The organism is Halomonas kalidii (assembly GCF_030010475.1).
GTDB lineage: Bacteria > Pseudomonadota > Gammaproteobacteria > Pseudomonadales > Halomonadaceae > Halomonas > Halomonas heilongjiangensis.
Window position 1 is genome coordinate 296,800 of record NZ_JASCQN010000054.1, and the last position, 20,073, is coordinate 316,872.

Annotated in this window: 20 protein-coding genes; 15 read left to right on the forward strand and 5 right to left on the reverse strand. The window is 65.9% G+C overall.

The genetic code is table 11. From position 1 onward, the window contains the following. Nucleotides 1–41: 41 nt before the first annotated feature. Nucleotides 42–1,184 carry a murein hydrolase activator EnvC family protein gene (locus QLQ85_RS21885; RefSeq protein ID WP_282740919.1) on the reverse strand — a complete coding sequence of 381 codons (1,143 nt, stop codon included), beginning with the start codon at nucleotides 1,182–1,184 and terminating at the stop codon, nucleotides 42–44. Nucleotides 1,185–1,208: 24 nt separating this feature from the next. Then, entirely contained in the window at nucleotides 1,209–2,783 is a 1,575-nt protein-coding gene (gpmI, locus tag QLQ85_RS21890; protein WP_282740920.1) for a 2,3-bisphosphoglycerate-independent phosphoglycerate mutase, read from the reverse strand. Between the two features lie 233 nt (nucleotides 2,784–3,016). Between gpmI and QLQ85_RS21895 the strand changes: the two genes are divergently transcribed. Genes QLQ85_RS21895 through QLQ85_RS21905 form a run of 3 tightly spaced genes read left to right on the forward strand, consistent with a single transcriptional unit; the run spans nucleotide 3,017 to nucleotide 4,772 of the window. After that, nucleotides 3,017–3,439, forward strand: a complete 423-nt coding sequence (locus tag QLQ85_RS21895) for a rhodanese-like domain-containing protein (RefSeq protein WP_282740921.1) — start codon at nucleotides 3,017–3,019, stop codon at nucleotides 3,437–3,439. A 45-nt stretch (nucleotides 3,440–3,484) separates the two neighbouring features. After that, the gene (secB, locus tag QLQ85_RS21900) at nucleotides 3,485–4,000 is read left to right on the forward strand and encodes a protein-export chaperone SecB (protein WP_102626495.1); all 516 of its coding nucleotides are present in this window, start codon (nucleotides 3,485–3,487) and stop codon (nucleotides 3,998–4,000) included. Nucleotides 4,001–4,019: 19 nt separating this feature from the next. Next, nucleotides 4,020–4,772, forward strand: a complete 753-nt coding sequence (locus QLQ85_RS21905; RefSeq protein WP_282740922.1) for a 16S rRNA (uracil(1498)-N(3))-methyltransferase — start codon at nucleotides 4,020–4,022, stop codon at nucleotides 4,770–4,772. 67 nt (nucleotides 4,773–4,839) lie between these two features. On the opposite strand, the gene QLQ85_RS21910 is transcribed toward QLQ85_RS21905, so the two are convergent. Beyond that, entirely contained in the window at nucleotides 4,840–5,007 is a 168-nt protein-coding gene (locus tag QLQ85_RS21910; RefSeq protein WP_282740923.1) for a DUF1127 domain-containing protein, read from the reverse strand. 166 nt (nucleotides 5,008–5,173) lie between these two features. Between QLQ85_RS21910 and QLQ85_RS21915 the strand changes: the two genes are divergently transcribed. Further along, a complete protein-coding gene (locus tag QLQ85_RS21915; RefSeq protein WP_282740924.1) occupies nucleotides 5,174–6,610 on the forward strand; it encodes an aminotransferase-like domain-containing protein in 1,437 nt (478 codons plus the stop codon). A gap of 12 nt (nucleotides 6,611–6,622) precedes the next feature. Here the strand turns inward: QLQ85_RS21915 and QLQ85_RS21920 are convergent, their stop codons facing one another. After that, a complete protein-coding gene (locus tag QLQ85_RS21920; RefSeq protein ID WP_282740925.1) occupies nucleotides 6,623–7,924 on the reverse strand; it encodes an MFS transporter in 1,302 nt (433 codons plus the stop codon). Nucleotides 7,925–8,030: 106 nt separating this feature from the next. Then, nucleotides 8,031–8,765: a FadR/GntR family transcriptional regulator gene (locus tag QLQ85_RS21925; protein WP_282740926.1), complete on the reverse strand. Its 735-nt coding sequence runs from the start codon at nucleotides 8,763–8,765 to the stop codon at nucleotides 8,031–8,033. Between the two features lie 225 nt (nucleotides 8,766–8,990). Between QLQ85_RS21925 and QLQ85_RS21930 the strand changes: the two genes are divergently transcribed. The 11 genes from QLQ85_RS21930 (at nucleotide 8,991) to QLQ85_RS21980 (ending at nucleotide 20,057) form a co-directional block, all read left to right on the forward strand. After that, nucleotides 8,991–9,965: a TRAP transporter substrate-binding protein gene (locus QLQ85_RS21930; protein WP_282740927.1), complete on the forward strand. Its 975-nt coding sequence runs from the start codon at nucleotides 8,991–8,993 to the stop codon at nucleotides 9,963–9,965. 69 nt (nucleotides 9,966–10,034) lie between these two features. Further along, nucleotides 10,035–10,589 (forward strand): TRAP transporter small permease, encoded by a 555-nt coding sequence (locus tag QLQ85_RS21935; RefSeq protein WP_282740928.1) that lies wholly within the window; start codon nucleotides 10,035–10,037, stop codon nucleotides 10,587–10,589. Beyond that, nucleotides 10,586–11,866: a TRAP transporter large permease gene (locus QLQ85_RS21940; protein WP_282740929.1), complete on the forward strand. Its 1,281-nt coding sequence runs from the start codon at nucleotides 10,586–10,588 to the stop codon at nucleotides 11,864–11,866. The genes QLQ85_RS21935 and QLQ85_RS21940 overlap by 4 nt, the downstream gene beginning before the upstream one ends. A gap of 13 nt (nucleotides 11,867–11,879) precedes the next feature. Beyond that, on the forward strand, nucleotides 11,880–12,908 hold the full coding sequence (locus QLQ85_RS21945; RefSeq protein ID WP_282740930.1) for a 4-hydroxythreonine-4-phosphate dehydrogenase PdxA: 1,029 nt from the start codon (nucleotides 11,880–11,882) through the stop codon (nucleotides 12,906–12,908). A gap of 28 nt (nucleotides 12,909–12,936) precedes the next feature. Beyond that, nucleotides 12,937–14,109, forward strand: a complete 1,173-nt coding sequence (locus tag QLQ85_RS21950) for an L-rhamnonate dehydratase (RefSeq protein WP_282740931.1) — start codon at nucleotides 12,937–12,939, stop codon at nucleotides 14,107–14,109. An 11-nt stretch (nucleotides 14,110–14,120) separates the two neighbouring features. Further along, complete coding sequence (araD1, locus tag QLQ85_RS21955; RefSeq protein WP_282740932.1) at nucleotides 14,121–15,113, forward strand: AraD1 family protein; 993 nt, start codon at nucleotides 14,121–14,123, stop codon at nucleotides 15,111–15,113. A 31-nt stretch (nucleotides 15,114–15,144) separates the two neighbouring features. Further along, complete coding sequence (locus QLQ85_RS21960) at nucleotides 15,145–15,708, forward strand: TRAP transporter small permease (RefSeq protein WP_282740933.1); 564 nt, start codon at nucleotides 15,145–15,147, stop codon at nucleotides 15,706–15,708. Further along, on the forward strand, nucleotides 15,705–16,985 hold the full coding sequence (locus tag QLQ85_RS21965; RefSeq protein WP_282740934.1) for a TRAP transporter large permease subunit: 1,281 nt from the start codon (nucleotides 15,705–15,707) through the stop codon (nucleotides 16,983–16,985). Before QLQ85_RS21960 ends, QLQ85_RS21965 begins: the two co-directional genes overlap by 4 nt. Before the next feature lie 92 nt (nucleotides 16,986–17,077). After that, nucleotides 17,078–18,061 (forward strand): TRAP transporter substrate-binding protein, encoded by a 984-nt coding sequence (locus tag QLQ85_RS21970; RefSeq protein ID WP_282740935.1) that lies wholly within the window; start codon nucleotides 17,078–17,080, stop codon nucleotides 18,059–18,061. A gap of 80 nt (nucleotides 18,062–18,141) precedes the next feature. Beyond that, complete coding sequence (locus QLQ85_RS21975) at nucleotides 18,142–19,074, forward strand: YncE family protein (protein ID WP_282740936.1); 933 nt, start codon at nucleotides 18,142–18,144, stop codon at nucleotides 19,072–19,074. Between the two features lie 47 nt (nucleotides 19,075–19,121). After that, on the forward strand, nucleotides 19,122–20,057 hold the full coding sequence (locus QLQ85_RS21980; RefSeq protein ID WP_282740937.1) for an amidohydrolase family protein: 936 nt from the start codon (nucleotides 19,122–19,124) through the stop codon (nucleotides 20,055–20,057). Nucleotides 20,058–20,073 lie beyond the last annotated feature (16 nt).

Genomic DNA, 20,073 nt, shown 5'->3' on the forward strand with positions numbered 1-20,073 from the left:
CAGCATAGCCCGTGGGCGACGCTGTGGGAAAGGGGCAGGGCTCATCGCGAGGCGATCCACGACTGCGGGTCGATCGGTTCGCCGCCGCGGCGGACCTCGAAATAGAGGGCCGGGGTGTCGTGCCCGCCGCTCGCGCCCACCGCTCCCAGGGTGTCGCCCCGGGAGACCGCCTGACCCACCTCGGCGGCGAAGTGTTGCAGGTGGGCGTGCAGGGTCATCACCTGGTCGCCATGGTCGACGATCAGCAGGTTGCCGAAGCCGCGCATCCAGTCGGCGAACACCACCCGTCCGGCGTGGACGGCCCGCACCGGGGTGCCCGCGGCGGCCTGGATCAGCATGCCGTTGTGGTGCACGCCGTCACCGCGGCGGAAGCGCGAGGCGACCCGCCCCTGCACCGGCCAGGGCAGCTCGCCCTGGGTCTGCTCGATGGCGGTGGAGGGCGGGGGGCGCTGCAGCCGGGCGAGCTCCTCCTGGACCTCGCGCAGCACCCGCTCGGCGTGGGCGCGATCCTGGTTGAGGTCCTCCAGCCGCGCCTGCTCGCTGGCGTAGCGGCCGTCGAGCTCGGCGACCAGGTCGGCGCGTTCCGCCATGCGTTCGGCCAGCTCGGCGCTACGGCTTGCCAGTTCGCCGGCCAGGGCATCGAGTCGCGTGCCGCGGGCCTCGAGCGCCCGGCGGTTGTCGGCCAGTGCGCGGTCGAGCCGGGCGAGCTGGTCGAGGCGTTCGTTGCGGGCCTTCGCCAGGCGGTTGAGGTAGTGCTGCAGCCGGTCGAGCCGGGCCGGGTCGTCCTGGTTGAGCAGCAGCTTGAGCTGGGGGGTGAGGCCGAGGCGGTAGAGGGCGTCGAGCTGGGCGTTGAGCGACTCGACCTGGTCGACACGCTCGGCCTCGAGGCCGTCGCGCCGGGTCTCGAGGGCGTCGATCTCGCCGGTGAGTTGGTGGCGCTCGGCCTGCAGGGCGTCGAGGCGACGATGGGTCTCGGCCAGCGCCGTCTCCACCTCGCGCAGTTCGCGACCCGCATCGTCACGGGCCTCACGGGTGGTGGTCAGGCGCCGGGAGAGCCCCTGGATCTCCTCGCCGATGGCGTCGAGCCGCTCCCGGGCGGCTTGCTCGCTGGGCTGGGCGGCCAACGGCGAGGCCAGGCAGAGTGCCAGCAGCAGTACGCCGAGTGTCGCGACACCTCTTGCCATCCGCTGGCCTCCCGTCGCGTGGTATCAGCCGAAGTCGATCAGCACCCGGCCGCTCATCTCCTCGGGGATCGGCTGGTCCATCAGGGTCAGCAGGGTCGGGGCGATGTCGCACAGGCGGCCGTCGTCATGGAGCCGCGCCGGGCGGGGGCCGACATAGACCAGGGGCACGTCGAAGGTGGTATGGGCGGTCTGGGCGACGCCGGTCTCGGGGTTGACCATCTGCTCGGCGTTGCCGTGGTCGGCGGTGACCAGACAGGCGCCGCCGGCGCGTTGGATCGCTTCCACCACCCGGCCGACGCAGGCGTCGACGGCCTCGATGGCCTTGACGGCGGCGTCGAACTTGCCGGTGTGGCCGACCATGTCGCCGTTGGCATAGTTGCAGACGATCAGGTCGTAGGCGCCGGAGTCGATCGCCTCGACCAGGCGGTCGGTCACCTCGACGGCGCTCATCTCGGGCTTCTCGTCGTAGGTCTTCACCTCCTGGGGCGAGGGCACCAGCACCCGGGTCTCGCCCTGGTACTCGGCCTCGCGGCCGCCGGAGAAGAAGAAGGTGACATGGGCGTACTTCTCGGTCTCGGCGATGCGCAGCTGGGTCAGGCCGCGCTTCTCCATCACCTCGCCCAGGGTGTTGGTCAGCTCGGCCGGGGGGAAGGCGGCGGGAGCGGGGATGTCGGCGGCATACTGGGTCAGCATCACCAGGCCATCGGCGGCGAGGCGCGGGCGGGCGCGGCGCTCGAAGCCGCTGAAGCCGTCCTCGACGAAGGCCCGGGTCAGCTCGCGGGCCCGGTCGGCGCGGAAGTTCATGAAGATGGCGGCGTCACCGTCCTCCATGGCGACCGGCACGCCGCTCGGGCGGATGCCGGTGGCGGTGACGAACTCGTCGGTCTCGTCGCGCTCGTAGGCGGCGCGCAGGCCGACCTCGGCGCTCATCGCCTCGAACTCGCCGGTGCCTTCGGTGATCAGCCGGTAGGCCTTCTCGACGCGGTCCCAACGGTTGTCGCGGTCCATGGCGTAGTAGCGGCCGATGATCGAGGCGACGAAGCCGTTGTCGGCACCGACCAGCTCGGCGAGGCGCTCGTTGACGCGCTCGATGGAGGCCAGGGCGCTCTTGGGCGGCATGTCGCGGCCGTCGAGGAAGCCATGGACGACGATGCGCCGGGCGCCGCGGCGGGCGGCCAGCTCGGCCATGGCGAGGAAGTGTTCCTCGTGGCTGTGCACGCCGCCCGGCGAGAGCAAGCCCAGCAGGTGTACCGCCTTGCCCGCGGCCACGGCGGCATCGATCGGCGTGGTGAGGGCGGCGATGGTGTCCAGCTCGCCGTCCTCGATCGCCTTGGTGATGCGGGTGAAGTCCTGGTAGACGATGCGTCCGGCGCCCAGGTTCATGTGCCCGACCTCGGAGTTGCCCATCTGGCCGTCCGGCAGCCCCACGTAGCGGCCATCGGTGTGGATCAGGGTGGCGGGATGCTCCTGTTGCAGGCGATCCATCACCGGGGTGCGGGCGGCCAGCACGGCATTGCTCTCGGCGTCGGGGTTGTGGCCGTAGCCGTCGAGAATGATCAGCGCCACCGGGCGGGGAGTGGAGGTCGAAGCGTCGGTCATGGGGGAGGGCCTCTTGTCGATGGCGACGCCTCGTCGAGCACGGGGCGATCAACGGGGTCGCGACTTGTTTCTGCTTGCGGCATCATATCGTATGGCAGCGCCGGACGTCATGGTTGCCGCCCGCTGGCCGCGGTTTTCCCCGGCTTCGTGTATACTGGGCGCCGCCCGGCGGCAGGCCGGCGAGCCGTGCCGACTTCACCCCCTCATGCACCGAGAAAGAGTGTCCCGGACCCATGATCGATCAGCTGTTTGAATTCGTGCAGAATCACCCGCTGCTGGTGGGTGCCTTCCTGCTGGTGTTGACCGCCTGGATCGCCTACGAGGTCCGCAACAGCGCCGCCAGCGGCGTGACCTCCAGCCAGGCCACCCAACTGATCAACCGTGAGGATGCCGTGGTGCTCGACATCCGTGAGGCGGGCGATTTCAAGGCCGGCCATATCGCCGGAGCGCGCAACATTCCCCAGAGCAAGCTCGAGGGGCGCCTGAACGAACTCGACAAGTTCAAGGACAAGCCGATCATCGTGGCCTGCAAGCACGGCCAGAGCTCCGGCATCGCCCTGGCCAAGCTGGCCAAGGGCGGCTTCGAGCGGGCGGTCAAGCTCAAGGGCGGCATGACCCAGTGGCAGGCCGATGGCCTCCCCGTGGTCAAGAAGTAACCACGCCACTTTCCTTTTCGTTCACCGTTTCAAAGGACCTTTCCCATGGCGGAAGAGAACAACCAGAACGCCGGCGCGGCCGCCGGCCAGCAGGACAAGCCGCAGCTCCAGTTCGCCCTGCAGCGCATCTATGTCAAGGACATCTCCTTCGAGGCCCCCAACTCGCCGACGGTGTTCCAGCAGCCGTTCAAGCCCAAGGTCGGCCTGGACCTGAACACCTCCAGCCAGCAGGTCGGCGACGGCCTCTACGAGGTGGTGGTCAAGGTCACCGCCCAGGTGACCCACAGCGAGGAGGGCACCACCTCCTTCCTGGCCGAGATCGAGCAGGCCGGCCTGTTCCGCATCAGCGGCATCGAGGGGGCGCAGCTCGACCACACCCTGGGCGCCTTCTGCCCCAACGTGCTCTTCCCCTATGCCCGCGAGTGCATCGACAACCTGGTCAACCGTGGCGGCTTCCCGCCGCTGATGCTGGCGCCGGTCAACTTCGAGGCGATCTACGCCCAGAAGAAGAAGCGCGAGGCCGAGCAGGCCAGCCAGCAGGGCGAACAGGCGACCCAGTAAGGGCAGGGGGCGGCTGCCGATGAAGACCGAGGCCACCAGGCCCCTGGCAAGAGCCCCGCGCATCCACGTCGCCGCCGACTTCACCGTCGGCGGCGACGTCGTTCTGCCCGAAGGCGCCTCCCGTCACGTGGCCCGGGTGCTGCGCCTGGGCGAGGGCGCGCCGCTGGTGCTGTTCGACGGCGGTGGCCGGGAGGCCCGTGCCGTGCTGGTGGAGGCCGGTCGCAAGCGGGTGGTGGCGCGCATCGAGGCCATCGCCGACGGCCGCGGCGAGTCGCCGCTGGCGGTGCACCTGGGCCAGGCGGTCTCCAAGGGCGATCGCATGGACTACGCCATCCAGAAGGCCGTGGAGCTGGGCGTGGCGGCGATCACCCCGCTCTACACCGAGCACGGCGACGTGCGCCTCAAGGGCGAGCGCGAGGCGAAGAAGCTCGCCCACTGGCAGGCGGTGGCCGCCAGCGCCTGCGAGCAGTGCGGCCGCGCCACCCTGCCGCCGGTGCATTCCCCCGTGTCGCTGGGCGACTGGCTCGTCGGTCGCGATGAGGCCCTGCGGCTGGTGCTGCATCCCGGCACGCCAGGCGTGCTCGAGCATGAGCCCGCGCCCGCCCGCGCCGCCCTGCTGATCGGCCCCGAGGGCGGCCTGTCCGCCGCCGAGGTCGAGGCCGCCCTGGCCGCCGGCTTTTCCTCCCTCTCCCTCGGCCCGCGCATCCTGCGCACCGAAACCGCCCCGGTGGTGGCACTCTCGCTGCTGCAGCATCGCTTCGGGGATCTGTAATCGGGGGCGGTGCGATCGCACGTTCCCAGCATGACGGGCCGGCCAGAGGCTTTTCCCGTTGCCGGGGTCAGGGTCTCCAGAACGGCTTGCGGGCCTCACGCTCGGCGGTGCGGCGATCGATACCGATATCGTCGAGCAGATGACGGTCCAGATCCTTCAAGCGGCGCCGCGAGCGATGGCGCTGTGCCTGTCGCCGCCAGGCGGCGAGTCGTGAGGTCAGGTAGTGGCGGAGCATGGCCGGGTCCTCCTGTCGGGTCACCCGGACAGGCTACGGCGGGCATCGATATCGATACAGACTCACTATCCGTGAATTTTTAAGATACAGATGGGTTTTTTCAGCGGCTGTATCGGGGAATCTGTGCTATCTGTACTGCTTGTCGTAGATTTTCTGTGGATCTGTCATGAAGCGTTATGAAGCCGTGGCCCGGGCCGTCGGCGAGCGCATCGAGCAGGGGCTGTATCGCGTCGGCGATCGGCTGCCGTCGATCCGCCAGCTGTGCCAGGAGTTCCAGGTCAGCGTTTCCACCGCCCAGGAGGCCTACCGGCGCCTGGAGGAGGCCGGGGCCGTCGAGGCGCGGCCGCGCTCGGGCTACTTCGTCGCGCCGCGGGTCACGCCCAGCGTGTTGCCCAGCGTCTCGCGCCCCGCCCAGCGACCGCTGGACGTCTCGCAGTGGGACCAGGTGCTGGAACTGGTGGGGGAGTCGCCAGACCAGGATCGACTGCTGAGGCTGGGACGCGGCATCCCCGACCTCGACGCCGCGACGCTCGGGCCGCTGCTGCGCCGGCTCTCCACGCTGCACCGGCGGTCCGGCGCGCAGGACCTCAACTATGACAGCCTGGCCGGCAGCCTCGAACTGCGCCGCCAGATCGCCCGCCTGGCGACGGCCTCGGGCTGCCTGCCGCACCCCGACGACCTGCTGATCACTACCGGTTGCCAGGAGGCGCTGTCGCTCAGTCTGCGCACCCTGGCCGGTCCCGGCGACGTGGTGGCGGTGGATTCGCCGAGCTTCTACGGCACCATGCAGATCCTCAAGGCCCAGGGGCTCAAGGCACTGGAGATTCCCACCGACCCGCAGACCGGTATCAGCCTGGCGGCCCTGGAACTGGCCCTGGAACAGTGGCCGGTGCGGGCCATCCAGGTCACCCCGACCTGCAACAACCCGCTTGGCTATACCATGCCCGAGACCCGCAAGCGCGCGCTGGTCGCCCTGGCCCAGCGCTTCGACGTGGCGATCGTCGAGGACGACATCTACGGCGACCTGGCCTTCACCACGCCGCGCCCGCGCACCATCAAGAGCTTCGACGACGACGGCCGGGTGCTGCTGTGCAGCTCCTTCTCCAAGACCCTGGTGCCGGGGCTGCGAGTCGGCTGGATCGCCCCGGGGCGCTATCGGGACCAGGTGCTGCACATGAAGTACGTTTCCACCGGGGCCTCGGCGACGCTGCCACAACTGGCGGTGGCGGAGTTCATCGCCCATGGCCACTATGAGCGCCATCTTCGCGAGATGGTCCGCCAGTACCAGCGCCAGCGCGACATCATGCTGGGCTGGGTGGCGCGTGACTTCCCTCAGGGCACCGGAGTGAGCTACCCCCAGGGCGGCTTCCTGTTGTGGCTGGAACTGCCGGGCGAGGTCGACTGTGTGCGACTCAATGCACTGCTGGCCGAGGAGCGTCTGCATATCGCCCCCGGGTCGCTGTTCTCGGCCTCGGGAAAATACCGCCACTGCCTGCGCCTCAACTATGCCGCAGCGTTGACGGGTGCCGTCGAGGCGGCGGTGAAGCGAGTCGGCGAGATCGCCGCGAGCCTGCTGGTCGAGCATGCCGAGATGCGGGAGTAGCCCGACAACGCCTCAGCCCCTGGCCTGGCCACGCTGCGGTCTGGCGCCAGGGGGAGGCTCCGCCGCGGCCTCGTCGAAGCGGTCGACCCGGCGCAGCGGGGCGAAGGCGCGCATCCACACGCCGACCACCGCCAGGGTGCCGAGCCCGCCGATCACCGCCGCCGGCACCACGCCGACCCAGGCGGCCATGCTGCCGGCGCGGAACTCGCCGAGCTCGTTGGAGGAGCCGATGAACAGCATGTTGACGGCATTGACCCGGCCGCGCATCTCGTCCGGGGTGGCCAGCTGGATCAGGGTCATGCGCACGTAGACGCTGATCATGTCGGCGGCGCCGGCGACCAGCATGGCGGCCAGCGACAGCCAGAACAGGGTCGAGAGCGCGAACACCAGGTTGGCGACGCCGAACACCGCCACCGCGGCGAACATCACCGCCCCGGCGTGGCGCCGGATGCCACGCACCCCCAGGTAGAGTCCCATCAGCAGGGCGCCGACGGCGATGGCGCTGCGCAGCGCGCCCAGGCCCTCGGGGCCCACGTGCAGCACCTCCTGGGCGTAGATCGGCAGCAGCGCCACCACGCCGCCCAGCAGCACCGCGAACAGGTCCAGGGAGATGGCGCCGAGGATGATCGGCTGGTGGCGGATATAGCCGATGCCCGCGGTGAAGCGTCGCCAGGCGGTGGCCTCCAGGGGCCCGATCCGCTGCGCATGGCGGATCGGCACCGGTACCAGCAGCGCCAGGGCCGCCACGAAGCCGCCCAGACACACCGCGTAAGCCAGGCTGCCGCCCGCCGCGTAGAGGATGCCCCCGAGCAGCGGGCCGCCGATCACCGCGATCTTCATGATCGAGCTGTTGAGCGCGATGGCCTGGGCGAGCTGGGCGCGGGGCACGATATTCGGCAGCAGGCTCTGCAGGGTCGGTCCGGTGAAGGCCCGGGCGCAGCCGAACAGCGCCAGCACGGCATAGTAGAGCGTCACGTCGCCGCCGGCGGCGACGGAGAGCACCAGCAGCAGGGCGCTGCACAGGCCCTGGACGGCCCAGCTGAGCTGCAGGATGCGCTTGCGCGGAAAGCGATCGACCAGGTCGCCGGCGGGCAGCAGCAACAGCACCATGGGCAGGAACTGCGCCAGGCCCACATAGGCCAGCGACATGGGATCGCGGGTGATGGCATAGACCTGCCAGGCCACCACCACGGCCTGGATCTGCATGGCGAAGACCGCCGCCAGCCGCGAGAGGAGGAAGCTCAGGAAGCCGGGCTGGCGGTGCAGCGGGACGAGGTCGTTGGCGGAGCCTTGGGAGGTGGCGTCGGATCGCATGGGCCTGCCGGATGACGAATCGAAGTTCGATACTAGCCGCTCGGCATGCCATCTTACATTCGGCTAATGAGTAGCCCGCTAAAAAAATCGCTCCGCGGCGTTGTGGTCATTGCTCGGCGCGGACCTTGGCCTTGGTGGTACGGTAGACGCTGTCGAGGTGGGCGAGCATGGCGCGCTCGGCGGCATCGGGGTCGCCGCGTTTCAATGCTTCGATGATATGTCGATGCTCATGGTAGCTGCGCTCGATGGCGCCCTCCTCCACCATGACCTGGCGGCGGATGTTCAGGCCATAGGCGTAGAGCTCCTCGGCATAGCGCAGCAGGATCTCGTTGCCGGCATACTCCGAGATCAGCTTGTGGAAGTTCTGGTCGGAGAGCTGGAAGTGCACCGGCGAGTCGAACAGTTGGCTCTGGGCGTCCAGCAGCCGTTCCAGCTTGGCGATGCCTTCGTCATCGATGTTGATGGCGGCACGACGGGCAATCGCCGCCTCGACCACGATGCGGCTCTCGAACACGCTGTCCACGTCGAAGCGGTTCACTTCGTCGTCACTGCCTTCCGGCTGAGCGGAACGAAAGCGTACCAGCACTTCGTCGCTGGCACGGATACGCGTCTTGCTGCCATGGGATACGCTGATCAGGCCGTAGGCGGTGAGCTGCGAGAGGGCCCCACGCACGGTCTCGCGGCTTACCTCGAAGAGTTGGGCGAGCTCGCGTTCACTGGGCAAGACGTCACCGTCGCGCAACAGCCCTGTCTGGATCATGTCGGTCAGCTTATCGGCCAGAATGTCCTTCTTGGTCTTGTTCTTGAGCGCCTTTTCAAAGGCGAACGCTGGATTGTCCATAACGCCCTTCTCCTTCCTGCTGGTCTAAATAATAGACCAGCAGGGCCGAATATTGCTACCCCTCCGCCGACAGCAAGATACGACAAACGTCTAAAAACCGTGTTATTGGCTTGACGATTCGCTGCCATGGTATCTAAGTTGAATACAACTGGTATGGTTAACCAACCAGCAGACCAGTTAACCAAAACGTCACATCCACATGAGAACAACAAGGATTACCACGCCATGATCAAGAAGCTCCTCGGCTTGTCCGCGCTATCCCTGAGCCTCGCCGCGACGCAAGCCCAGGCCGACAAGATCGTCTTCGCCATCGGTGGCACGCCGCAAAGCCTGCAGGGCCAGACCGCTCAGGAATTCACTCGACGCCTGCAGGAGCGTCTCGGCGATGCGCATCAGGTCGAATACTACGACAGCGGCCAACTGGGCGACGAGCGCCAATTGATCCAGAAGCTGCGCCTGGGCACCGTCGACCTGGCGGCGATTTCCTCGATCATGTCCTCGGTATCGCCCGACTTCGCGCTGTTCGACCTGCCCTTTCTGGTCAAGGACCGCGAGCACCTCAAGCGTATCGACCAGGACATCGTGATGACCGACCTGGCCGAAAGCGCCGACGCCAAGGGCTTGCACCTGGTCTCCACCTGGGAAAACGGCTTCCGCCATATCACCAACAGCACGCGGCCGATCAATACGCCCCAGGATCTCTCCGGGCTGAAGATTCGCACGCCGCAGAGCGAATGGCGCACCCTGATGTTCAGTACCTGGGGCGCGAATCCCACACCCATGGCCTTCTCTGAAGTCTTTGTCGGTTTGCAGACCGGCGTCGTCGACGGCCAGGAGAACCCGCTCAGCAATATCGATGGCGCCAAGTTCCAGGAGGTCCAGGATTACCTCTCGCTCTCCAACCACGTCTATTCACCGATCTGGCTGACCGCCGGCAAGGGCGGCTGGGAACAGCTTCCCGAAGACGTGCGTACCGCCATCAACGAGGTCGCCGTCGAGACCCAGGAGTGGGCACTGGCCAAGGGCACGGAGCTTGACGACTCCTTGCTCGGCGCCATGCGCGAAGCCGGCATGGAGATCAACCAGGTCGATCGCAGTGCCTTCGTCGAGGCCAGCAACCCCGTCTACCAGTCGTTCTCCGAGAAGGTCCCAGGCGGTCAGGAACTGGTCGACCGCGCCATGGCGCTGGCCGAGGAGTAATGCCCCATGTCGTCACGTTCGGGCGCCGTCCAGGCGCCCTCTCACTCACCATCACGGGAGGCAGGTGTCATGACGCTGATCGACAGCTCTCGTTATCTGCTGGAGCGGCTGCTCGAGGTCTTCACCGTCATCCTGCTGCTGGCCTTGACCGCCATCGTCGTCGGCGCCGTGGCCTTTCGCATGCTGGGCAGCTCGATTGCCTGGTACGACGAGGTCGCCTCGATCGGCCTGGCCTGGCTGAGCTTCTACGGTGCCAACCTCGCCGCCCTCAAGCGTGCCCATATGGGCTTCCCCGGCCTGGTCAGCCACGCACCGGCAGCCGTTCGCACCACCTTGTTCGTCGCCTCGGAAGTCATCGTGATCGGCTTCTTCGCCGTCGTCGCGTTATACGGCTATCGAGTGCTCGAAGTGCTCGCCTGGGACAGCCTGGTTTCACTGCCCTGGATCGGGCTCGATGTCACCCAGTCGGTGATCCCGATCAGCGCTGCGCTGTTCATTCTGTGTGAGCTGCTCAGCCTGCCCATGGCCTGGCGCAAGATGCGCAGCGGCGTGAACAGCGAAGCAGAAGAGATCGAAGCCGCCATCCGCCAGGCCGAGGAAGACCTCGAGGAGCACCGCGCATGACACTCCTGATCATCATTGCCGCGCTCTTCGCCCTGGTGTTGATCAACGTACCGATCGCGGTGGCCATCGGCGTGGTCGGGGTCGTGGGCGTCTACCTCAACCTGGGTGCCGAGGCCCTGGTCAACGTGCCGCTGACGCTGTTCAACGGCGCGACCAAGTTTCCCTTGATCGCCATTCCCCTGTTCATCTTCGCCGGCGCCCTGATGAACACGTCGGGCATCTCCATGCGCCTGATCAACCTGGTCACGGCCATGGTCGGTTTCGTGCGCGGTGGCCTGGCGATGGTCAACGTCGGGGTCTCGCTGTTCTTCGCCGAGATCTCCGGCTCGGCGGTCGCCGACGTGGCGGCCACCGGCTCGGTACTGATCCCGGAGATGAAACGGCGCAAGTACGACCCCAACTTTTCCGCCGCCATCACCTCCTCCTCGGCCTCGTTGGCGATCATCATTCCGCCATCGCTGTCGATGATCCTGTACGGCGCCATCGCCGATACGTCCATCGTCAAGCTGTTCGTGGCCGGTATCGTACCCGGCCTCCTTGGCGCCATCGGCCTGGCCGGTGCCTGCTACTACTATGCAGTGAAATATGACCTGCCACGCGAAGACGCCTTCAATCTGAGCCGGCTCGGCAAGACCTTCAAGGACGCGTTCTGGGCCCTGCTGCTGCCGGTGATCATTCTCGGCGGGATCTTCGGCGGCTTCGTCACCGCCACCGAAGGCGCGGGCATCGCCGTGCTCGCCGCCCTGCTGATCGGCGGTCTCATCTACCGCGAATTGAACCTCAAGATCCTCTACCGCTCGGTGATCGATGGCGTGGTGCAGACCGCCGTGGTGATGCTGCTGGTGGCCACCTCCGCCGTGCTCGGACTGTTCCTCACCGAGATGCAACTGCCCCAGCAGTTGGCCCGCGAAATCACCGCCATCACCCAGGACCCGGTTCTGGTCCTGGCCCTGCTCAACATCCTGTTGCTGTTGCTCGGCATGTTCCTGCATGGCGCTGCCGCCATCATTCTGGTGGTGCCCATCGTCATGCCCCTGGTACAGCAGATCGGTATCGACCCGATCCATTTCGGCTTGATCCTGACCCTCAACCTGGCCATCGGCCAGCAGACACCCCCCGTAGCTTCGGTGCTGGCTACCTCCTGTTCCATCGCCAAGACCGACATGTGGGAAGTCACCAAGGTCAACCTGCCGATGATCCTGGTGCTGTTCATCGTGCTGATGCTGGTGACCTATGTCCCCGCCATTCCCATGACCCTCGTCAATCTCTTCTACTGAGCCGGAGATAACCATGAGCGATTCACGCCCCGTCATTGCCGTCACCCTGGGCGATCCCGCCGGCATCGGCCCCGAACTGATCGCCAAGCTGTTTGCCGAAACGGCGCTGTTCACCGCGGTGCCTACCGTGCTGGTGGGGGATCGCTGGCTATGGGAAGCAGGCCAGCGCGTCGCCGGCATCACTCATCAGCTTCCCGAGGTCGATAGCTTCGCCGCCGCCCGCGAGCACGACGGCCCGGTATTTCTGCCCGTCGAGACCGTGGCCGAAGGTGAGGTTCCCTATGCCGAGGAAACCGCCGCCGGCGGCGCCTCGACCTTGACGGTGCTGACTCGCTGCCTGGAGGCTGCCCAGGCCGGCGACGTGGATGCCATCTGCTTCGCGCCGCTCAACAAGTTCTCGATGAAGAAGGGCGGGCTCCAGCACGAGGACGAGCTGCACTTCTTCGCCGAACACCTGGGCGTCGATGGCTACTTCTGCGAGTTCAACACGCTGGGCACGCTGTGGACCTCGCGCATCTCGTCGCACATCCCGCTCAAGGACGCCGCGCAGTACGTGACCCAGGAACGCATCGTCGCGGCCAGCAAGCTGATCCACGACTCGCTGATCCTGGCCGGCATCGAGGCACCGCGCGTCGCGGTGGCGGCCTTCAACCCCCACGGTGGCGAGGGTGGCACCTGCGGGCGCGAGGAGATCGACGTCATCGCGCCCGCCGTCAAGGCGTGCCAGGCCCAGGGCTATCCCGTCGCCGGTCCCTTTCCCGCCGACACCATCTTCATCAAGGCCCGTGACGGCGAGTACGACGCCATCGTCACCATGTACCACGACCAGGGGCAGATCGCGATCAAGCTGCTGGGCTTCAAGCAGGGCGTGACCGTCCAGGGCGGCCTGCCGATCCCCATCACCACTCCGGCCCACGGCACCGCCTTCGATATCGCCGGCCAGGGCAAGGCCGATGTCGGCCCGACCCGAAACGCTTTTGCCATCGCTTGCCGCATGGGCGGGAGCCTGCGTCGCCAGCGTCTCGAAACCCTCAACGCTTGAACACTAACAGACACAAGGAAAGCCAAAGATGAAGATCACCAAGGTCCGTGCCCGCGTCTTCGAATGGAAGGGCCATACCGTCACGCCGACCCCGCACTTCTGCTCCAACGCCATGGACGAGCTGTGGGACAAGGGCGACTCCATGGGCACCTTCCGCTTCCATGGTTGGACCACGGTCGAGATCGAGACCGACACCGGCCTGGTGGGCCTGGGTAACGTGGCGCTGGCACCGCGCATCGCCAAGGCGATCATCGACCAGTACCTGGCGCCGTTGGTGATCGGCCAGGATCCCTTCGACTACGAGTACCTGTGGCAGCGCATGTACCGCTCCACGCACGCCTGGGGCCGCAAGGGCATCGGCATGGCGGCGATTTCGGGGGTCGATATCGCGATCTGGGATTTGATGGGCAAGGCGGTCAATCAACCGGTGTTCAAGCTGCTCGGCGGTCGCACCAAGGAGAAGATTCCCTGCTACGCCTCCAAGCTCTATCGCACCGACCTCAAGTCGATGCAGGAAGAGGCCCAGTCCTACCTCGACCAGGGCTTCAAGGCGATGAAGATGCGCTTCGGCTATGGCCCCAAGGACGGCCCCGAGGGCATGCGCGCCAACCTCGACAGCGTCGCCGCGGTGCGCGAGGTGATCGGCGAGGACATCGACCTGATGCTCGAGTGCTACATGGGCTGGAACCTGGAGTACGCCAAGCGCATGCTGCCGAAGCTGGAGCGCTTCCAGCCGCGCTGGCTGGAGGAGCCGGTGATCGCCGACGACATCGACGGCTACGCGGAGCTCAATCAGCTGACCAGCATCCCCATCTCCGGCGGCGAACACGAGTTCACTCACTACGGTTTCCGCCAGCTGCTCGAGAAGCGGGCCGTGTCGGTGATCCAGTACGACACCAATCGGGTCGGCGGCATCACTGCGGCGCGCAAGATCAACGCCATCGCCGAATCCTTCAGCGTGCCGGTGATCCCCCACGCCGGACAGATGCACAACTACCACCTGACCATGTCGACCCTGGCCTCGCCGATGTCCGAGTTCTTCCCGGTGCATGACGTCGAGATCGGCAACGAACTCTTCTACTACCTGTTCGAGGGCGATCCGGAACCGGTCAACGGCTTCCTCGACCTGGACGACGACACCCCGGGGCTGGGGCTGTCGCTCAACGAGCGTTACTTCGACCAGTTCACCATCATCGAGTGAGGAGCCCCGTGATGCGAATCGTACAAGTCATGACGCCCCGCGGCGTACGCGCCGCGGTGGTCGAAAGCCGCGACCAATTGCGCCTGATCGACTACCCCGGCGGTACCTATGCTCTGGCCCGGGCGGCCATCGACGAAGGAGTGTCCCTCGCCGAGTTCATCGCATCTCGCCGCTGCCATGAGCTGCTGGATTACAAGCAGGCGCTCGACAAGCGCCTGTTGCTGCCCCCGGTTACCCATCCCGACCCGGGACACTGCCTGGTCACCGGCACCGGCCTGACCCACCTGGGCAGCGCCGATACCCGCGCGGCCATGCATGCCCACACCGACGAGAGCGAACTCACCGACTCCATGCGCATGTTCAAGCTTGGCATCGAGGGCGGCAAACCGGAAACCGGCCGAGTCGGTGCGCAGCCAGAATGGTTCTACAAGGGCGATGGCAGCATCGTCGTCGCTCCGGAACAGCCATTCGACGTGCCGTCTTTCGCCGAAGACGCCGGCGAGGAGCCGGAGCTGGTCGGTGTCTACCTCAATGGTCCCGACGGCATCCCCTATCGTCTCGGTTACGCCGTCGGCAACGAGTTCTCCGACCACGTCACCGAACGCGCCAATTACCTGTGGCTGGCCCATTCCAAGCTGCGCCCGTGCAGCTTCGGTCCGGAACTGTTGATCGGCGAACTGCCGGCGCATCTGGAAGGCGAAAGCCGCATCGTGCGTGAAGGCGAGGTGCTGTGGCGCAAGCCCTTCCTCACCGGTGAGGCCAACATGGCCCATAGCCTCGCCAACCTGGAACACCACCACTTCAAGTATGCGCAGTTCCGTCTCCCCGGCGATCTGCACGTGCACTACTTCGGCACCGCCACCCTGAGCTTTGCCGATGGCATCGAAGTGCGCGACGGCGACCGTTTCGAGATCGAACTGCCGGCGCTGGGGCGCGCCCTGTGCAACCCGGTGCGCGTCGCGCCCAAAAGCAACGCTGCCCCCATGCGGGTGCATTCCCTGTAGGCGCCAGGCTTTCCGAAAAGGTACCCGCATCATGTCTCAGAATGCTGAGCGCCATACCCAGGCGACGCCAACTACGCCGGGGGCCCTCTACGCCCCTATCGCTCTGCTCACGCAGTGGGTGGAGAAGACGCTCAACCTCACGATGGTGCTGGCGCTGGTCGGCATGATCGTGCTGGTCTTCACCAATGTGGTGCTGCGCTACGGCTTCAACAGTGGCATTTCCATCAGCGTCGAGCTGTCACGCTTCCTGTTCGTGTGGGTGACCTTCCTGGGTGCCGTGACCGCCCTGCTGCGCCATGAGCACCTGAGCGTGACGACACTGGCCGAGCGCCTGCCGCGTCCGGCACAGGCGGTGCTCGGGCGCCTGGTCACCCTGGTCATGCTGGGCTGCACCTTGATGCTGCTCAAGGGCAGCTACGAGCAGACCCTGCTGAACTGGAGCAACCTTTCCCCGATCAGCGGGATTCCCGTCGGTGTCTTCTACCTGGCCGGCCTGATGGCCGGGGTGCTGATGTCGGTGATCCTGACCTATCGGCTGCTGATGCCCGCCGCAGCGCAATCCACGGCACCGCCCCGTGAAGGAGAAGCGTCATGACCATCGGCCTGTTCCTCGGCTCGCTGCTCGCCTCGATTGGCCTGAGCGTACCCATCGCCTTCGCCCTGCTGGTCAGCGCCGTGGTGCTGATGCTGCACCTGGATATGTTCAATTCGCAGATCCTGGCGCAGAACCTGGTCAACGGGGCCGACAGCTACACCCTGCTGGCGATTCCCTTCTTCCTCGTCGCCGGCGAGGTGATGTCACGCGGCGGGCTGTCGAAGCGTATCGTCTCGCTGGCCATGACACTGGTCGGGCACCGCAAGGGAGGCCTGGGCTTCGTGGCCATCTTCGCCGCCATCATCATGGCCAGCCTGTCCGGTTCGGCCGTTGCCGATACCGCCGCCCTGGCCAGCATGCTGCTGCCGATGATGCGCCAGGCCGGCTATCCGCTGGGGCGTTCGTCAGGCCTGATGGCGGCCGGCGGCATCATCGCGCCGATCATTCCGCCCTCGATTCCCCTGATCATCATCGGCGTGGCCGGTGGCATCTCGATCGGCAAGCTGTTCCTGGCCGGCATCGTGCCGGGCCTGATCATGGGGGCGACGCTGGTGGTGCTGTGGTCGATCATGACCCGCAAGGAAGATCTCGTCGTAACTGAGAAGGCCAGCTTAAGCGAACGCCTCAAGGCACTCAGGGAGAGCTGCTGGGCGATCCTGCTGCCGGTCATCATCATCGGTGGCATCAAGACCGGCATGTTCACGCCCACCGAAGCCGGGGTGGTCGCGGCCGTCTACGCGATCGTCGTCGCGACGGTCGTCTATCGCGAGCTGAACCTGTCCCAGCTCTACGATGTGCTGACCCAGGCCGCACGCAGCACCGCCATCGTCATGTTCCTGGTCGCCGCCGCCATGGTCGCCTCCTGGCTGATCAGCATCGCCCAGCTGCCGTTGATGGTCGCCGACCTGCTGGAACCGCTGGCCGATGACCCGCGCCTGCTGATGCTGGCGATCATGGGCGTGGTGTTGGTGGTCGGCATGGTGATGGACCTGACGCCAACGATCCTGGTGCTGACCCCGATCCTGATGCCCATCGTCAAGCTGGCCGGTATCGATCCGGTCTACTTCGGCATCATGTTCGTCCTCAACTGCTCCATCGGCCTGATCACGCCCCCCGTGGGCAATGTGCTCAACGTCATCACCAGCGTCGGCAACCTTAAGTTCGAGAAGGCCGTGTCGGGCGTCATGCCCTTCGCCCTGGCCTATGTGGTGATCCTGCTGCTGTTCGTGGCGTTCCCGCAGATCATCACGGCCCCGCTCTACTGGCTGGCCGGTTAGGCAATGACACACGGCTACCTTCGACCCCCGTGCGTGAGCTGGACGTTCAGCTCACGCCGATACACCGCAGCACAACCAACAAGAGAGAGACCATGAAACGCCTGATAAAAGCATCCACGATTGCCCTGCTCGTCGCCGGCTCACTGTCACAGGCCCAGGCCGCCACCGTGCTCAAGCTGGCACACGCCGCCCCGGATAGCGACACCCAGCAAGTGGCAGCGGAAAAATTTGCCGAACTGGTCGCTGAGCGCACCAACGGCGAGGTCACCATCAAGGTCTTCGGCAACGGCGTGCTCGGCGGCGACCAGCAGATGATCTCCGGCGTGCGCAGCGGCACCATCGACATCGAGATGTCCGGCAACCCCAACTTCGCCGGGCTCGAGCCGGCGCTCGGTGCCTTCGACCTGCCTTATATCTTCGCCGACCGCGAACAGGCCTATCGCGTACTCGACGGCGAGGTCGGCCAGCGGGCGCTCGACCTGCTGGAAGACGATGGCCTCAAGGGCCTGGCGTTCTGGGAAGTCGGTTTCCGCGCCATGACCAACTCCAAGCGTCCCATCAAGACTCCCGACGACGTCAAGGGGCTGGTGATGCGCACCAACTCCAACAAGTCGCTGATCGAGGCATTTTCGCTGCTCGGTGCCAATCCGGTCCCGATGCCCATCGGCGAACTCTACACGGCGCTCGAGACCGGTACCGTGGATGCCCAGGACCACCCCATCGGCATCGTCTGGTCGGCAGGCTTCCACGAGGTACAGGACTATCTGTCGCTGACCAACCAGGCCTACACCTCGCTGATCATGGTGATGAACGAGGGCAAGTTCGACAGCCTCTCGCCCGAGTATCAGCAGGCGCTGGTCGAGTCAGCGCGTGAAGCCGGTGCCTACCAGCGCGAGCTGAATCTAGAGAATGAGCAGCAGATCATTGCCACGCTTCGTGAAAACGGCATGCAGGTCGAGGAAGAGGTGGATACCGCCGCCTTCCAGGAAGTGATTCGCCCGACCTGGGACAGCTATATCGCCGAGAACGGCAGCGAATGGATCGATGCCATTCAGGGTGTCACACGGCAGGACTGACGCCGCAGCATCACGACGGCATCTTCTGACAGCAGGCGCCCGCCAACCGGGCGCCATCCCATCCCCGGAGATCACACACGATGGCCCACGAAGTCCTGCTTTTGAACCAGAAGTGCGCTCACACCCTGAGCCTTTACGATGCCCAGAGCGGCGAGGAACTCAAGCATATCCGCCTGCCCGACTACCCGCATGAATTCGTGGTCGACTCACAGGGCCGGTATGCCTTCGTCGGCCACTACGGCATCCTGGGTGCCGATTGCATCGGCGATCAGGGCGGATGCTCGGTGTTCGTCATCGATCTCGAGACCTTCGAACACGTCAATACCCTGAGCACCTGGCCCTACTACCGCATCCACGGCCTCGGCATCGACGACCAGGACCGTCTCTATGCCATGAGCGAGGGGCACAACACCCTGCTGCTGTTCAATGATCCACTCAATACCACGACTCCCGATCTGGCCGTGTCCTCCGGTGGCTACAAGACCCACCTGTTCGCCCTCACCCGGCGCGGCGACTGGGCCTACGGCGTCAACCTGCTCAGCAATACCATCACCAAGTTCAAGCCGCATGACGCCACCTTCACACCAGTTGCGATGATTCCGGGCCGCAAGCCGGAGGGCAACTGCCTGTCCGCCGACGAGCGTACCCTGTTCATCAGCAATCGCGACGACGACAGTATCGTCGCCATCGATACCGAGTCGATGAGCGTGCGGCACAGCGCCACCACCGGTCGCGACCCGAACCGCATCTATGGCGATCCCCGGCAGCGCCTGATCACCACCAACTATGGCGAGAGCTCGCTGTCGCTGTTCGACCAGCAGCTTCAGTCGCTGGGACACATCGAGCTCGACAGCATCCCGATCGCAATGAGCTTCCACCCCGATGGCGAACATGCCTTCGTGTCGTTGAAGGGCGATCACATCGGCGTGCTTAACCTGGAGTCCGGCAAGGTCGTTCGCCGCTTTGCCACCCGTGCGGAACCCGACGTGTCCTGCCTGCTGCTGCGCGACTGACGACACACCTGCCCACTCCCCGACGCGCGCAAGGAGTTGCTCTAGCGATGAATGCCGAACAGCCACTGATCGATGCCCATCATCACCTCTGGGCGCTGGATGGCAGCGTGGCCTACCCCTGGTTGGAAGAACGTCCCGTCGCAGGGCTCTTTCTTGGCGACTACCAGGCGATCCGCCAGCCATTCCTGATCGCTGACCTGAAGGCCCTGATTCCCGAAGGCTACCGGCTGGCGGGCAGCGTGCACTGTGAAGCCGAGGCCAAACGTAGCCAAGCCGTACGTGAAACCTTGTGGATTGCCGCAACCCATGAGCGACACGGGCTACCCACAGCACATATCGGCTGGGCCGCCTTTGGTCGCCCGGAGTGTACCGCGCAGTTGGATGCCCAGATGGCCTCGCCACTGTTTCGGGGCGTGCGTGCCAAGCCGCTGACCGCCGCCACCCCGGACAAGGCTGCTCACGTTCGTGGTGACAGCGGCACCCTGCAGGACCGTCACTGGTGTGAAGGCTTGGCCATGCTCGCCGAACGCGGGCTCTCCTGGGACCTGCGCGTCCCCGCCTGGCACCTGCAGGAAGCCGCCGACGCGCTCGAGGCCTTCCCCGGGTTGCGAGTCATCCTCAACCACACCGGTCTGCCGTGGGATCGGTCACTTCAAGGGCTCGCCACCTGGCGCTCCGGCATGCGCGCCCTGGCAGCCAATCCCGACGTGGCGGTCAAGCTCTCGGAGCTGGGCACGCCCTGGCATGACTGGGACCCCAACGCCAATTTCGATCTGCTCTGCGAAACCCTGGAGCTGTTCGGCCCAGAACGTTGCCTGTTCGCCAGCAACTTCCCCGTCTCCAGCCTCAGGGTCAGCTACCGCGACTGGCTGGCGCTGGTCGAGGCTGTCATTTCAAGCACCACCCCAGACTATCGGCAAGCCATCCTGCACGACAACGCCGTGCACTGGTATCGATTGGCCCTCGAAACCGACACTCACTGACCCACCATGAGAAGCA